The 13,837-nt window shown below is 71.4% G+C and carries 12 protein-coding genes; 9 read left to right on the top strand and 3 right to left on the bottom strand.

Annotated elements, in window-relative coordinates:
• Positions 1-135 precede the first annotated feature (135 nt).
• Complete coding sequence (locus H629_RS14500; protein ID WP_152485660.1) at positions 136-618, bottom strand: DUF4229 domain-containing protein; 483 nt, start codon at positions 616-618, stop codon at positions 136-138.
• A 185-nt stretch (positions 619-803) separates the two neighbouring features.
• Between H629_RS14500 and H629_RS0107330 the strand changes: the two genes are divergently transcribed.
• From H629_RS0107330 to H629_RS0107320, 3 genes are all read left to right on the top strand, one after another.
• Entirely contained in the window at positions 804-1,211 is a 408-nt protein-coding gene (locus H629_RS0107330; protein WP_024356644.1) for a PLDc N-terminal domain-containing protein, read from the top strand.
• Positions 1,208-3,037, top strand: a complete 1,830-nt coding sequence (gene menD, locus H629_RS0107325) for a 2-succinyl-5-enolpyruvyl-6-hydroxy-3-cyclohexene-1-carboxylic-acid synthase (protein WP_024356643.1) — start codon at positions 1,208-1,210, stop codon at positions 3,035-3,037. The genes H629_RS0107330 and menD overlap by 4 nt, the downstream gene beginning before the upstream one ends.
• Before the next feature lie 210 nt (positions 3,038-3,247).
• The gene (locus H629_RS0107320; RefSeq protein ID WP_024356642.1) at positions 3,248-4,120 is read left to right on the top strand and encodes a PPK2 family polyphosphate kinase; all 873 of its coding nucleotides are present in this window, start codon (positions 3,248-3,250) and stop codon (positions 4,118-4,120) included.
• 30 nt (positions 4,121-4,150) lie between these two features.
• Here H629_RS0107320 and H629_RS0107315 read toward each other — a convergent pair whose 3' ends face one another.
• Complete coding sequence (locus H629_RS0107315) at positions 4,151-5,470, bottom strand: isochorismate synthase (protein ID WP_024356641.1); 1,320 nt, start codon at positions 5,468-5,470, stop codon at positions 4,151-4,153.
• 84 nt (positions 5,471-5,554) lie between these two features.
• Here H629_RS0107315 and H629_RS0107310 point away from each other — a divergent pair, with 84 nt between their 5' ends.
• From H629_RS0107310 to H629_RS0107300, 3 genes are read left to right on the top strand one after another with little or no spacing between them, the layout of a single operon-like run.
• The gene (locus H629_RS0107310) at positions 5,555-6,316 is read left to right on the top strand and encodes a class I SAM-dependent methyltransferase (RefSeq protein ID WP_024356640.1); all 762 of its coding nucleotides are present in this window, start codon (positions 5,555-5,557) and stop codon (positions 6,314-6,316) included.
• Between the two features lie 8 nt (positions 6,317-6,324).
• Entirely contained in the window at positions 6,325-7,371 is a 1,047-nt protein-coding gene (locus H629_RS0107305) for a polyprenyl synthetase family protein (protein ID WP_024356639.1), read from the top strand.
• A 2-nt stretch (positions 7,372-7,373) separates the two neighbouring features.
• A complete protein-coding gene (locus H629_RS0107300) occupies positions 7,374-8,750 on the top strand; it encodes an FAD-dependent oxidoreductase (protein ID WP_024356638.1) in 1,377 nt (458 codons plus the stop codon).
• A 63-nt stretch (positions 8,751-8,813) separates the two neighbouring features.
• On the opposite strand, the gene H629_RS0107295 is transcribed toward H629_RS0107300, so the two are convergent.
• Entirely contained in the window at positions 8,814-10,430 is a 1,617-nt protein-coding gene (locus tag H629_RS0107295) for a PucR family transcriptional regulator (protein WP_024356637.1), read from the bottom strand.
• An 84-nt stretch (positions 10,431-10,514) separates the two neighbouring features.
• Here H629_RS0107295 and lysA point away from each other — a divergent pair, with 84 nt between their 5' ends.
• The 3 genes from lysA to H629_RS0107280 all read left to right on the top strand — a co-directional run bounded on the left by lysA (position 10,515) and on the right by H629_RS0107280 (position 13,830).
• On the top strand, positions 10,515-11,843 hold the full coding sequence (gene lysA / locus H629_RS0107290; RefSeq protein ID WP_024356636.1) for a diaminopimelate decarboxylase: 1,329 nt from the start codon (positions 10,515-10,517) through the stop codon (positions 11,841-11,843).
• 65 nt (positions 11,844-11,908) lie between these two features.
• Positions 11,909-12,841, top strand: a complete 933-nt coding sequence (locus H629_RS0107285; RefSeq protein ID WP_024356635.1) for an ABC transporter substrate-binding protein — start codon at positions 11,909-11,911, stop codon at positions 12,839-12,841.
• Positions 12,838-13,830, top strand: a complete 993-nt coding sequence (locus H629_RS0107280; RefSeq protein WP_029746696.1) for an amino acid ABC transporter permease — start codon at positions 12,838-12,840, stop codon at positions 13,828-13,830. Before H629_RS0107285 ends, H629_RS0107280 begins: the two co-directional genes overlap by 4 nt.
• Positions 13,831-13,837: the final 7 nt, after the last annotated feature.

Genomic DNA, 13,837 nt, shown 5'->3' with positions numbered 1-13,837 from the left:
GGCCGCGTGTCGCCCTGCGACACGGCAAAAAGTGACCCCGATCGTGAGAAGCAGGTGGTCGGAGAGGGGGCTGAACCGCAGCAAGCGTCGGGGCCTCAGTCGACGTCGTGCGCGGCGGCCCCGGCCGTCGCGAGGTCAGGGACGGTCGGAGCGCGCGGGATCCGCGTCGCCGCCCGCGACCGGCTCGACCGCAGCCCGCTCCGGCTCGTCCGCGCCGCGCTCCGGCTCGTCCGCGCCGCGCTCCGGCTCGACCGCAGCCCGCTTGGGCTCGTCCGCCGGGGTGTCGGCGCGGTCAGCGCCGTCGGCGAGCGCCGGCTCGGCGTCGCCGCCCGCGGCCTCCGCGGCGTCCATCGCGTCGTCTTCGATGATGTCGTCCGCCGTGCGCTCGCGGTTGCGCCAGTCGTAGATGCTCTCCGAGGCGACCTCGCGCGACTTCGAGAGCAGCAGCACCGAGAGGGACACGCTGATGAGCGCCGCCAGCACCGCCGCGATGAGCGCGGACACCATCATCGAGAACTGCAGCGAGAGCCCCAGCACGTAGAGAAGGGCGAACGGCACTGCGAAGAAGAGCAGGCGCAGTGCGGTGTACGTGATCCAGGCGGAGCGGGGGTTCTTCACGGGCACGAGTGTAGCGAGGCAGGCTGAGCCGACGCCGAACCGCGGGCGGCTCCGGGGGCGGGCGCCCCCGACGGGCCATGAACCGGAGCCCCGGCGGCGGCCCGCGATCCGCCATCGTCTGCGGCTGCGGCTGACGGGTTCGACACGGTCGAGATTGGCACAGTTGAGGTCGGTAGCATGGGTGTATGGTGCGATTCGTGATTATCGGAATCGTCATCGCCGTGGCGTTCACGCTGTACGCGCTTGTCGATGCGGCGATGACTGACGGGTCGCGTGCGCGGGGCGTCTCGAAGCCGGTGTGGGTGGTGCTCGTGGTGGTGCTGCCGGTGATCGGCGGGGTGCTCTGGTTCATGATCGGCAAGGGCGCGCCTCCCGCCAAGCGGCCCACGCCGCCCGATGACGATCCGCGCTTCACGGGCACGCGCATGTCCTCCGCCGATCTCGACTCGCACATGCGCGATCTCGAGCAGCGCCTGCGCGAGCTCGACGACGAGAAGTTCCCCGGCGAGGAGGGTCCGGAGCGGCCCGCCGCCGACGGCGAGTCCCGGGGTGAGGAGCAGCCCGGCCCCGACGACGACGCGGCGCAGAAGTGAGCGGCGGGCCGCACGGCTCGGACCGGACCGGCCGCCCCGCTGCGGGGCTCGCCGCCGCCTCGGTCTTCGCGGTCGAACTGCTCGGCGAGCTGATCCGGCGCGGCGTGCGAGACGTGGTGGTCTGCCCCGGATCGCGCTCGCAAGCCCTCGCCCTCGCGGCGGCCGCCGCTGAGCAGGCCGACGCGATCAGGCTGCACGTGCGCCTCGACGAGCGCTCGGCGGCGTTCTTCGCGCTCGGCGTTGCACGTGAAACAGGGCTGCCCGCGCCGGTGATCGTGACCAGCGGCACTGCGGTGGCCAATCTGGCGCCGGCCGTGCTCGAAGCCCATGAGGCTCGGGTGCCGCTGCTGCTCATCACCGCGGATCGCCCCGATGAGCTGCGCGGCATCCGCAGCAATCAGACCACGCGCCAGGCGGCGCTCTTCGGCTCGGTCGCCCGGCTGTCGCTCGACGTGCCCGCGCCCCGGTTCGGCGAGGACGGCGATCTTGCGCGGGATCCGGACCGCGATCCGGGATCCCTCGCCAGGGCCGTGCTGCACGCTTCGCTCGGGGCGCCGGGCGCCGCCCCGGCCGGCCCCGTCCAGCTCAACATCGCGTTCCGCGAACCGCTCTCGGGAACGCACGGCTTCGACGAGATGATCGGGCGCGGTTTCGAGGCCGCCGCCGAGGAGAGCGCAGCGCTGCGGGCGGAACCGGAGCGGGCGGTGGATCGCGTCGCCGATCCCGACCCCTACCTGCACCGCGGCGACACCCTCGCCGTGGTGATCGCGGGAGAGGGCGCGGGCCTGGAAGCCGAGGCGTTCGCCCACGCCGCGGGGCTGCCGCTGCTCGCCGAGGTGGTGAGCGGCGCCCGCTTCGGCCGCGAGGCGATCGCGGGCTACGCCGCTCTGCTCGCCGCGCCGCGCGCCGAGGGCCCGCCCCTCGGTGAACTCGTGGAGCAGGCGATCGTGTTCGGCCACCCCACGCTCACCCGCGCCGTGCCGGCCCTGCTGCGCCGCGACGATGTCGAGGTGGTCGTGGTCGATCCGCACCCCCGAGCCGAGCACTACGACCCGTCGCGCGGAGCCCGCGTGGTGCGATCGGCCCGGGTCGCCGATGACCACGACCCGCGCGCGCTGCGCCGCTGGCTCGGCGCCTGGGTCACCGCCGACCGGGAGCTGCTGCGCGAACGTACCACCGTGCACGAACCCGACCTCGAAGCGGCCCTCGCCACCGGCTACAAGGAGCGCAACGCGTACGCCCGCACCGAGGTGGCCGTGATGCGGGAACCGATCTCTCGCGCGCTGCTCGTCGAGAGCGTCTGGCGGGCCACCTGGCCGCACGACCGGCTGGTGCTGGCCGCCTCGCGCCTCGTGCGCGTGCTCGACGGTCTCGCCCCGGCCCGCCGGGTCGACGTGCACGCGAACCGCGGCCTCGCCGGTATCGACGGCACGGTCGCCACCGCGCTCGGCATCGCCGCCGCGAGCCAGGGCGACGCCGACCCGGCGAAGGCGGCGGGCACCACGCGCGTCATCATCGGCGACCTCGCGCTGCTGCACGACGCGGGTTCCCTGCTGCTGTCCGAGGGCGAGCCCGCCCCGCGCATCCAGCTCTTCGTCGGCAACGACGGCGGCGGCACGATCTTCGACGGGCTGGAGGTCGCCGGATCCGCCGATCCCGAGCTCTTCAGCCGGGTGATGCGCACGCCGCAGCAGGCCGATCTCGCATCGCTCGCCCGCGCCTACGGCTGGGAGTACCGGCGCGTCGCGACCCGGGGCGAGATCGAGAAACTGCTCACGGAGCCGGTGACCGGACCGAGCCTCGTCGAGATCCCGCTCGCTCCGTAGCTCTGCGGCCTGTGTCATGCCTGCGCGGCCGAGACCCGCCGTCAGCGGCTTGGCGAGCCGGGTTCTGAAATCGGGGTCACTATTGGTCGCGTGCCGCCGCGACACGCGACCAATAGTGACCCCGAAATGAAGAGGCGGCGGCGGATCGGCGGCGGTGCGGATCTGCGAGGCGGGCATACAGTGGGGAGCACACCGACGGAGGGATACGGCATGACCGGCGAGTTCTGGACCGATGATGTGACGCGGTTGCTGCGGGTGGGCGCCGACTTCGATCTGCGCGGGGTGGATCCCGACTCGACGCCCGGCACCGAGGCCCGCAAGCGCGACGGCGTCGACGAGCTGGGCCGTTCGGCGCAGGAACTGCGCGGGCTGCAGGAGAAGCTGTTCGCGCAGAGCCGGCTCGGTGCGCGCGACCGGCTGCTCGTGGTGCTGCAGGCGATGGATGCCGCGGGCAAGGGCGGCATCGTGAATCACGTGTTCAGTCAAGTCGAGCCGTACGGTCTCGCACTCTCGGCGTTCAAAACGCCCACGGAGGAGGAGCGCGCTCATGACTTCCTGTGGCGGATCGCGCCGCGGGTGCCGGCGCCCGGCATGATCGGCGTGTTCGACCGTTCGCACTACGAGGACGTGCTGATCCAGCGCGTGCGCGGCTTCGCGCCGCCGGAGGAGATCGAGCGCCGCTACGGGGCGATCGTCGATTTCGAGCGCGGGCTCGTCGCCGACGGCGTGCGGATCGTGAAGATCATGCTGCACATCTCGCCCGAAGAGCAGGCCGAGCGCCTGCTCGCCCGCCTGGACGACCCCGAGAAGCACTGGAAGTACAACGCCGGCGACATCGACGAGCGCGAGCGGTGGCCGGAGTACATGGACGCCTTCAGCATCGCGATCGAGCGCACCGCGACCGAGCGGGCGCCCTGGTACGTGGTGCCGGCGAATGCGAAGTGGTACGCGCGGGCGGCCGTGCAGCGCATCGTTATCTCGGAGCTGCAGCGGATCGATCCGCGCTGGCCGCAGGCCGACTTCGACGTCGCATCCGAGCGGGCCCGCCTCGCAGGCACCGCCGACATGCACTGGCCCGGCTGACGTCGCACCGGTGCACGGCCGGCGGCGTCGCTACGCCGCGAAGGCCTCGGTGATGGGGCTCAGCTTCGCCACGGTCTCGGTGAGCTCGTGCTGCGGATCGGAACCGGCGAGGATGCCGCCGCCGGCGCTCGCCACGACCGCCAGCGACCCGTCCTCGGCCGGTTCGGAGAGCTGGGCGCAGCGCAGCGCGATCACCCATTCGCCGTCGCCGGCAGCGTCGATCCAGCCGACGGCCCCCGAGTAGCGGCCCCGGTCGAAGGGTTCGAGTTCGGCGATCGCCTCGACGGCCTCGGCGGTCGGGGTGCCCGCGACCGCGGCCGTGGGATGCAGGGCGCCGACCAGCTCGATCGCCGAGCTGCGCTCGTCGAGCGTCGCCCCGAGGTCGGTGGCGAGGTGCCAGACGTTCGGCAGCCGCAGAGGGAAGGCCTCCTCGCTCGTGCGCAGCTCGCGCACGTGTGGCGAGAGCGCCGTGACCACGCTCTGCACCGCGAAGGCGTGCTCGTGCTGCTCCTTCGCACTCGTGAGCAGCTGCGCGCGGGCGCGGGCGTCGCGCTGCGGGTCGTCGTGGTGTCGCGCACGGGTCCCCGCGAGCACGCGTGCCGATACCGCGCCGCCCGTCGAGCGGATCAGCGTCTCGGGGCTCGCGCCCACGAGACCGTCGACCGCGAAGGTCCAGCAGTCGAGGTAGTGCTCGGCGAGTCGGCGCAGCGGCACGCGAAGATCGGAGCCCGGCTCGACCCGTCCCTCGATCTGGCGGGCGAGCACGATCTTCTCGACCTCGCCGCTCGTGATGCGGTCGACGGCTTCGCGCACGCCCGCGATGTAGGCGTCGACGGAGTCGCGGCCGGCGTCGCGATCGGCGCGCGACGGAAGCGCGCGCGGCTCGAAGGCCGTGCCCGGCCACGGACCGGGCGCTGCGGCCGCGGGAACCTCGGGCGCGACCGTCGACGCCGCCGGTGCCGAGGCCTCGCCGGCGAGCGAGATCTCGGTGATCCAGGCGGCGTCGCGGTGCCGGGCGATGACGAAGCGCGGCACGATGAGCACGCTCTCGGCTGCGCTGCGGTCATCGAAGGCGAAAGTGCCGAGGGCCACGAGGCCGGTGCCGGGCAGGCGCACCGGGTCGTCGATCTCGGCGGCTGCGGCGATGCGGCGCCACTGCTCCGCGGCGTCGCGGAAGCGGCCGGGGCCGCGGAAGCCGAGGCGCAGCGTCTCGCCCAGTCCGACGCTGCCGCGGTCGTCGCGGTGCCAGAGCATGGGTCGTTGCGGGTCGGGCAGCGAGAGCAGGTCCGGGAGCCGCTGGAGGCTTCGCGTCACCGCGCGCAGCCGGGGCACCTCAGGTTCGCTCGTCACCCTCACCAATCTACCGGCTCGGCCTCGGCGGTGCCGGTTCGCGAGCCCGGGAGGCTCCGAGGAATGAACGGCTAGCATGGAGGGGTGACCCGACCCGACACCGAGACCAAGCATGCGGCCGATGTTTCAGCCATGTTCGACGAGGTGTCCCCTCGCTACGACCTGATCAACGACGTGCTCACGGTCGGCAACGACCGGCTCTGGCGCATCGCCACCACGCGCGCGGTCGCGCCCCGCAAGGGCATGCGAATCCTCGACCTCGCCGCGGGCACCGGCACTTCCTCGGCGGCGCTCGCCGCGCACGGCGCGCACGTCACGGCCGCCGACTTCTCGGAGGGCATGCTCGCCGAGGGGCGCAAGCGCCACGCGGGCAACGATCTCATCGACTTCGTCTGGGCCGACGCCACGCAGCTGCCCTTCGACGACGACACCTTCGACGCGGCCACCATCTCGTACGGCCTGCGCAACGTGAGCGATCCGCGCAAGGCCCTCGCCGAGATGCGGCGCGTGGTGAAACCGGGCGGCCGGGTGGTCATCGCCGAGTTCTCGGAGCCGCCGTCGGCGCTGATCCGCCGCCCCTACCAGCTGTACGGCCGCCACGTGCTGCCGCGCGTCGCGGGGCTCATCAACCGCGAGGCCGCCGAGGCGTACCGCTACCTCAACGACTCGATCGAGGCGTGGCCGGATCAGGCCGAGCTGTGCCGGTGGATGCGCGGGGCGGGTCTCGACCGCGTCGCCTTCCGCAACCTCACCTTTGGCATCGTGGCACTGCACCGCGGCTTCGTGTCGAAGCGCGCGACCGATCACTCGACGACCGACACCTCGAAGGGCGGAGCCAGCCAGTGAGCCGTTCCATGGCCGAAGACACGGCGACCCAGGCGTTGCCCATGCGTCTTTTCCGGGGTGTGCAGGATCGCCGCCACGCGAAGGAGCTGCAGCAGCAGCTCGAACTCATCGAGGCCGAGCTGACCGAGCACCTGCGTTTCGCGTCGCCGGTGGCCGACGCGCCCGCCCGCTACCTCATGGAGGCCGGCGGCAAGCGCATCCGCCCGATGCTGACCCTGCTCACCAGCGAGCTCGGCGACGGCCCGAACGAGCAGGTGCGCCGCGCCGCTCAGGCGATCGAGATGACCCACCTCGCCTCGCTCTACCACGACGACGTGATGGACGACGCGAAACTGCGCCGGGGCGTGCCCGCGGCGCAGACGGTCTGGTCGAACTCGGTCGCGATCCTCGCCGGCGATCTGCTCTTCGCGCGCGCCTCCACGCTCGTCTCGGGGATGGGCGAGGAGGCGATCCTGCTGCAGGCCCGCACCTTCGAGCGCCTGTGCCTGGGGCAGCTGCACGAGACCGTCGGCCCGCAGGAGGGCGACGAGCCGATCGCGCACTACATCCAGGTGCTCGCCGACAAGACGGGCGCGCTGATCGCGACCGCCGCTCGCATGGGCGTGATGTTCGGCGGCGCTCCGGCCGAGTACGCCGACCCGGTCATGGAATACGGCGAGCGCATCGGCGTGGCCTTCCAGCTGATCGACGACGTGATCGACCTGTCGCCGAAGAAGGAGCAGACGGGCAAGCGCGCCGGCACCGACCTGCGGGCGGGCGTCGCGACGCTGCCGCTGCTGCTGCTGCAGCAGCGGGCCGCGGCGGGCGACGCCGCCGACGCCGAACTCCTGCGCCGCATCGACGCGGGCGTCGCGGCCATCCGCGAGGGAGCGGATCCGGGCGTGCTCGACCCCGAGGTCGAGGAGCTGCGCGCGCACGACGTGACCCGCGAGACGGAGGCCACGGCGCACCGCTGGGCGGAGGACGCGAAGGCGGTGCTCGAGGTGCTGCCGAAGACTTCGGTGCGGCGCGCGCTGGAGCGCATGGCGGATTCGATCGTGAACAGGGAAGGCTGAGAATGAGCAAGATGCGACTGGCGATCGTCGGAGCGGGACCTGCGGGCATCTACGCCGCGGACCTGATGCTGAAGGCGGAGCGCGACTTCGAGGTCGAGATCGACCTGTTCGAGCAGCTGCCGGCCCCGTACGGTCTCGTGCGCTACGGCGTTTCGCCGGACCACCCCCGCATCAAGGGCATCATCACGGCGCTGCGCGAGGTGCTCGACAGCGGCGCGATCCGCTACTTCGGCAACGTGCGCTACGGCCAGGACATCACCCTCGCCGACCTCAAGCGGCACTACCACGCGGTGATCTTCGCGACCGGCGCGATCCGCGACGTCTCGCTGAACATCCCCGGCATCGACGCCGAGGGCTCCTACGGCGCCGCCGACTTCGTGAGCTGGTTCGACGGGCACCCCGACGTGCCCCGCACCTGGCCGCTGGAGGCGCGCGAGGTGGGCGTCATCGGCAACGGCAACGTGGCGCTCGACATTTCCCGCATGCTCATCAAGCACGCCGACGACCTGCTCCCCACCGAGATCCCCGACAACGTGTACGCGGGTCTCAAGCAGAACCCCATCGAGGAGCTGCACCTCTTCGGCCGCCGCGGCCCGAAGTACGTGAAGTTCACGCCGCTCGAGCTGCGCGAGCTCGGCGAGGTGCGCGACGTCGACATGGTCGTGGACGAGCGCGACTTCGACCGCGACGACGCCTACGCCGACGAGACGCTCGCGAAGAACAAGCAGGTCGTGGTGATGACCCGCATCATGGACAAGTGGCGGGCCGAGCAGCAGCAGCGCGAGGCCGGCGAGGTCGAGCCGTCGTCGCGCCGCCTGCACCTGCACTTCTGGTCGAAGCCCGTCGAGGTGGTCGTCGAGGACGGCCGCGTGGCCGGGCTCAAGATCGAGCGCACCGCGCCCGACGGTCAGGGCGGCGTGGTCGACACCGGCGAGTTCGAGATCGTCCCCATGCAGTCGCTCTACCGCGCGGTCGGCTACTACGGCTCCCCGCTCGATGAGATCCCCTTCGACGACGCGAAGGGCGTGATCCCGAACGCGCAGGGGCGCGTGCGTGATCTCGAAGGCGAGCAGATTCCGGGCGTGTACGCGACGGGCTGGATCAAGCGCGGCCCCGTCGGCCTCATCGGCCACACCAAGAGCGACGCGATGGAGACGCTCGAGTGCCTGCTCGAGGACCGTGCGAGCTGGTGGCAGCCCGAAGCGCCCGAGGCCGGGGCGATTCCCGAGCTGCTGCACGCGCGCGAGGTGCCGTACACCACGATCGAGGGCTGGCACCGGCTCGACGAGCACGAGCTCGGTCTCGGCGAGCAGGCGGGGCGCACCCGCATCAAGGTCGTGTCCCGCGAGGAGATGACCCGCGTCTCGCGCGGGGAGTGACGAAGCAGCCGCTGGGTTCGTCGTGCTGCTCTGGCCGGCTGGCACGGCGGCCCGTCGCGGTGCTCAGCCGGGGGCGGATCCGGATCCGCTGCGCAGCTGCAGCCACGCCGCGAGCAGCGTGTCCGGGTCGTAGAGGTCGACGCCGTAGTGCTCGTCGGCCCGCTTGAGGCGGTAGCGCACCGTGTTCTCGTGGATGCCGAGCTCGCGGGCGGTGCGGGCCACATTGCCGAACGCGCCGCACCAGGCGACGAGCGTGTCGGCGACGAGCGGATCGGCTTCGATCACGCGCTCGATCGCGGGCGATCGCAGCTCGGGGGCTTCGGCGAAGAGCGCTGAGGCGCGTGCGAAGACGAGAGCGGGGCGCAGCGCGTCGACGGTGAGCAGCCGATCGGCGGGGCTGGCCGGGCTGTCTCCCGGGCCCGCCGGCGAGACGTCGAAGAGCCGCGTCGCGAGATCCCTGAGCGGCGCGACGTCGCCCGGGCGTGCGGCGACACCGGGCAGTGCGACCCGCACGCCGGGTCCGAGCAGACGGTCGATGACCGGGAGCACGGGCTCGACGAGGTCGCGCGGCGAGCGGGAGCCGGCGTGCTCGACGAGGGCGTAGACGCGGCCGCCGCGCATCGCGGTCACCGCTTCCGGCCGCTGCAGGGCGAGATGCCGCTGCACCAGCGAGCGCAGCTGCGCCGGCAGTGGCGAGTGCTCGCGCCGCTCGGGGGAGAACGCGAGGAGCACGGCACCGTGCTCCTCGGAGATGCCGAGCTCCGCGAACTCTGAGCCGCCCACGTCATTCCCGTCGAGCAGAGTGCGCAGCCGGTCCTCACGGGGCTGCTGGGTGGCTCGGCGCACGCGGAGGTCGTCGAGCATGTGCGAGGCGGCCAGCGCTGCGGCTGAGCGCATCCGCTCCTCCTGCTCGGCCGTGAGCTCGGGCAGGCCGCTCGAGTCGATGGCCCAGATCGTACCGAGCGGCAGGGTGCCGGCGTGGATCGCGTAGGCGACGCGCGGCTCCTCGTCGTCGAGCCGCGGGTACTTGATCGGCACCTCCGAGCGGAGCACGGTGCGGTACTGGTCGTCGTTGAAGGGGGAGTCGGGCACCTTCCGAGTGAGGATGCCCTGGGTGCGGAGGCGGTCGATGAGCTGGCCAGGCACCGAGGAGTAGGCGATGATGCGCCGGCCGAGGTCCTCGATCGCGACGGAACCGCCGAAGAACTCGGCGAGCTCGTTGGTGAGGGCGAACAGGGGTTCGGCGCCGCGGTCGCGGTGGGTGTCCTCACTGGAGCGGTGCTCGCCGAGCAGCTGGGCGAGGAGCGCGTCGAAGAGGCGCCAGCTGATCCGCTCCCCGACGCGGATGACGGGGATCCCGGCGCGAAGCGAAGCCGCTGAGACCGCGTCGACGTCCGCGTCGCGGCACTTCACGGCGATGCCGGCGTAGCCGAGCTGCGCGGCGGTGGCAGCGAGAGCGGCGAAGTCGGGGCCCGCGGCGGGCGCGGCGGAGGGGACGAGGAGCAGCGTGTCGGGTTCGTCGGGGAGGTCTTCGAGCGCGTCGTGGAACTCGGTGGTGCGCACGGCGCGAGCCGCCGGCGGGGCGCCGAGCAGGGTCGCGGTCTGGGGGCCGAGCTCGGCGACGAGGGTGTCGAGCCGCAGCGCACCGACCGGCAGTGCTGTCGAAATCGCTGAGCTCATGATTCAAACATATAAGAAAAGTACAAAATGTTGTCGGTTCTCGGTGCCTAAAGTGGGGGAGACGACGACGTGAACGGAGATCCAGTGACCCACGCACAGACCCCTGCCCGCACCGCCCCCGACGGCACCCGGCTCGGCGAACTCTGGAACATCCTCCCCGAGGAGGCCGCACGCATCGACGGCCCGCGCGGCGGAGAGCTCGCGATCGGCGGCCTCGGCGTCACCGAACTCGCCGAGACCTACGGCACCCCGCTGCACATCATGGACGAAACCGGTCTGCGCCGGCAGATCCGCCGCTTCATCGACGGCCTGGCCGAGCGGTGGCCGAACTCGGAAGTGCTCTTCGCCTCGAAGTCGTTGCCCGTGCCCGGCATGTACCGGATCGCGCACGAAGAAGGCCTCTCGGTCGACGTCGCCGGAGGCGGCGAGCTGCAGCTCGCACTTGCGGCCGGGGTGCGACCCGAGAAGCTGCACTTCCACGGCAACGCGAAGACCGACGCCGAACTGCGGATGGCGCTCGACGCGGGCGTCGGCGCGATCATCGTCGACAACGACGACGAGCTCGATCGCCTCGAACGGCTGCTCGAACGGCCGCAGGCGCTGCTCCTGCGCGTGATCCCCGGGGTCGAGGCCGAGACCCACGCCTCCCAGGCCACGGGCGGCGCGAAGTCGAAGTTCGGCCTGCCGATGGATCAGGCGAAGCGCGCCATCGAGCGCATGCAGGCTCACCCGCTCATGCACTTCGAGGGCGTCCACCTGCACATCGGCTCGCAGATCCTGAACACGCGGCAGTTCGCCGAGGCGGTCGCGAACATCTCCACCGTCGGCACCTTCGGCACCTACGACGTGGGCGGCGGCCTCGGCGTGCAGTACACCTACGACGAGACGCCCCCCACCGTCGACGAGTACCTCGACGCGATCGTGGCGGCGGCTCGCGAGAACCTGCCGGCCGACGCGCGGATCATGATCGAGCCGGGCCGCTCGGTCGTCGCCCGCGCGGGCGTCACCCTGTACCGGGTAGTCACCGTGAAGCACACCGGCGAGATCTTCGTGGCGATCGACGGCGGCCTCGCCGACAACCTCGACATCGCCCTCACCGACCAGCGCTACGAGGCGCTGCTCGCCGACCGCATCGACGAGCCGTGGACCGAGACGGTGCAGCTCGTCGGCCGCCAGTGCGAGTCCGGCGACCTGTTCATCGACGGAGCCCCGATGCCCCCGGCCCGCCCGGGCGACCTCGTCGTGATGCCGGGCACGGGCGCCTACAACTACACCCTCGCCAACAACTACAACGGGGCGCTCAAGCCGGCGATCGTGTTCGTGCGCGACGGTGAGGCCCGCCTCGTGACGCGGCGCGAGACCTACGACGACCTGCTGCGCCTGCACGAGCCGCTGCTCGGCGAGCTCGGCTGAGGCCGACTGCGCCGGGCGATCCGCCCTCAGAACTGCCCAATCTCCTCCGACGACGAAGGAACACCATGAAGAAGACACCCCTCACCCTGCTCGCGGCGGCTGCCGCGCTCACCCTCGCGATCACCGGCTGCTCGAACGCTGCGACCTCTGGCGCCGAGGCGTCGGGCGGAGCGGGCGGCGACAGCCTGCCCGCCGGCGACGAGATCAGCACCACGACCGATGCGGCGCTCACCGAGCTGCTGCCCGACGACATCGTCGAGAAGGGGCGGATCGATATCGCCGTCGACATCCCCTTCCCGCCGATGGCGATGTACGACGACTCGAACCGTGCGATCGGCTTCGACCCCGAGCTCGGTCGCCTCATCGGCCAGAAGCTCGGCATCGACGTCTCGCTGAACAAGCAAGCCTTCGACTCGGTGATCCCGTCGCTCCAGGCCGGCAAGAACGACATCATCATGTCGGGCATGAACGACACCCCCGAGCGCCAGGAGACCCTGAGCTTCGTGGACTACACCCACGGCGGCTTCGCCATCGCGGTGAAGAAGGGCAACCCCGAGGGGATCACCACCCAGCGCGACCTCTGCGGGCTCACCGTTTCGGTGCAGAAGGCCACGGTGCAGGGCGAGCTGCTGCGCGCGATGGACTGCGACATCAACGTGATGGAGCTCCCCTCGGATCTCGACGCGCAGACCGCGCTCCGCGCCGGCAAGAGCCAGGCCTACACCGCCGACGCGGTCGTCGCGGAGTACGTCGTCGCGACCACCGACGACGGCAAGGCGTTCGAGATCGTGCGCGACGCCGAGAACCCGGCTGGATTCAATCCTGTCTACAGCGGCATCGGCATCCTCAAGGGCGACACCGAGCTGATCGAGGCCGTGCGCGCCGCACTCCAGTCCCTCATCGAGGAGGGCACCTATCAGCAGGTGCTCGACCGCAACAACATCGGCGCCTACGCGGTCGAGACGGCCGCGGTGAACCAGGGCAAGGCCGCCTCGTGACCGCGCCCACGCTGCCCCGCGGCTCGGCCCCGGCCGATCCCGGCTTCGCCACCGACGACGACGTCGAAGCGATCCCGCTGCGACGCCCCTGGCGCTGGATCAGCGCGGTCGTCGTGCTCGCCCTCCTCGTCTGGTTCGTGAGCGTCATCGCGACGAACCCGAACCTCGACTTCGCGACCGTCGGCCTCTTCCTGTTCGACCCGCGCATCCTCGAGGGGGTCTGGCTGACGATCCTCATCACCGTCATCTCGATGGCGGTGTCGACGATCCTCGCGATCGTCATCGCCGCGATGCGGCTCTCCTCGAACCCGGTGCTGCTCAGCGTCGCCTGGTTCTACGTCTGGGCGTTCCGCGGCACGCCGGTGCTGGTGCAGATCGTGCTCTGGGGCTACCTCGGCCTGCTCTTCGATCAGATCCGCCTGGGCGTCCCGCTCACCGACGTCGTCTTCTGGTCGATGGACACGAACGCGCTCGTCACCCCGTTCGTGGCCGGCCTGCTCGCGCTCACGCTCAACCAGGCCGCGTACTCCTCGGAGATCGTGCGCGCCGGCATGATGTCGGTCGACGAGGGGCAGCGCGAGGCCGCGTACTCCCTCGGCATGTCTCCGCTGTACACCTTCCGTCGAGTGCTGCTGCCGCAGGCGATGCGGGTCATCATCCCGCCGATGGGCAACGAGCTCATCTCGATGCTCAAGAACACCTCGCTGCTCTCGGTCATCGCGGTGATGGAGCTCTACACCCAGGCCTCCGTGATCTCCTCGTCCAACCTCAAGCAGGTCGAGCTGCTCATCGTGGTGAGCATCTGGTACCTGTTCATGACGAGCGTGCTCTCGGTGCCGCAGTACTACCTGGAGCGCCGCTTCGGGCGGGGGAGCACCCGCAACCTTCCGCCCACCCCCTTCCAGCGTCTGCGCTCCGCGCTGCAGAGCCGAAAGCCGGGCCCCGCGCCCGCGCCCCCCACGAACGCCGTCGAGGTGATCGGAGCATGAACATGAG

The organism is Leucobacter chironomi DSM 19883, from assembly GCF_000421845.1.
GTDB classification, from domain to species: domain Bacteria; phylum Actinomycetota; class Actinomycetes; order Actinomycetales; family Microbacteriaceae; genus Leucobacter; species Leucobacter chironomi.
The sequence above is the reverse complement of the archived record's forward strand: the minus strand, read 5'-3'. Positions and strand labels throughout refer to the sequence as shown.

Coding starts and splice junctions, on each gene's coding strand:
- H629_RS0107330 (WP_024356644.1), top strand. CDS start 804: ATGGTGCGATTCGTGATTATCGGAATCGTCATCGCCGTGGCGTTCACG.
- H629_RS0107320 (WP_024356642.1), top strand. CDS start 3,248: ATGACCGGCGAGTTCTGGACCGATGATGTGACGCGGTTGCTGCGGGTG.
- H629_RS0107305 (WP_024356639.1), top strand. CDS start 6,325: ATGGCCGAAGACACGGCGACCCAGGCGTTGCCCATGCGTCTTTTCCGG.
- H629_RS0107300 (WP_024356638.1), top strand. CDS start 7,374: ATGAGCAAGATGCGACTGGCGATCGTCGGAGCGGGACCTGCGGGCATC.
- H629_RS0107295 (WP_024356637.1), bottom strand. CDS start 10,430: ATGAGCTCAGCGATTTCGACAGCACTGCCGGTCGGTGCGCTGCGGCTC.
- H629_RS0107285 (WP_024356635.1), top strand. CDS start 11,909: ATGAAGAAGACACCCCTCACCCTGCTCGCGGCGGCTGCCGCGCTCACC.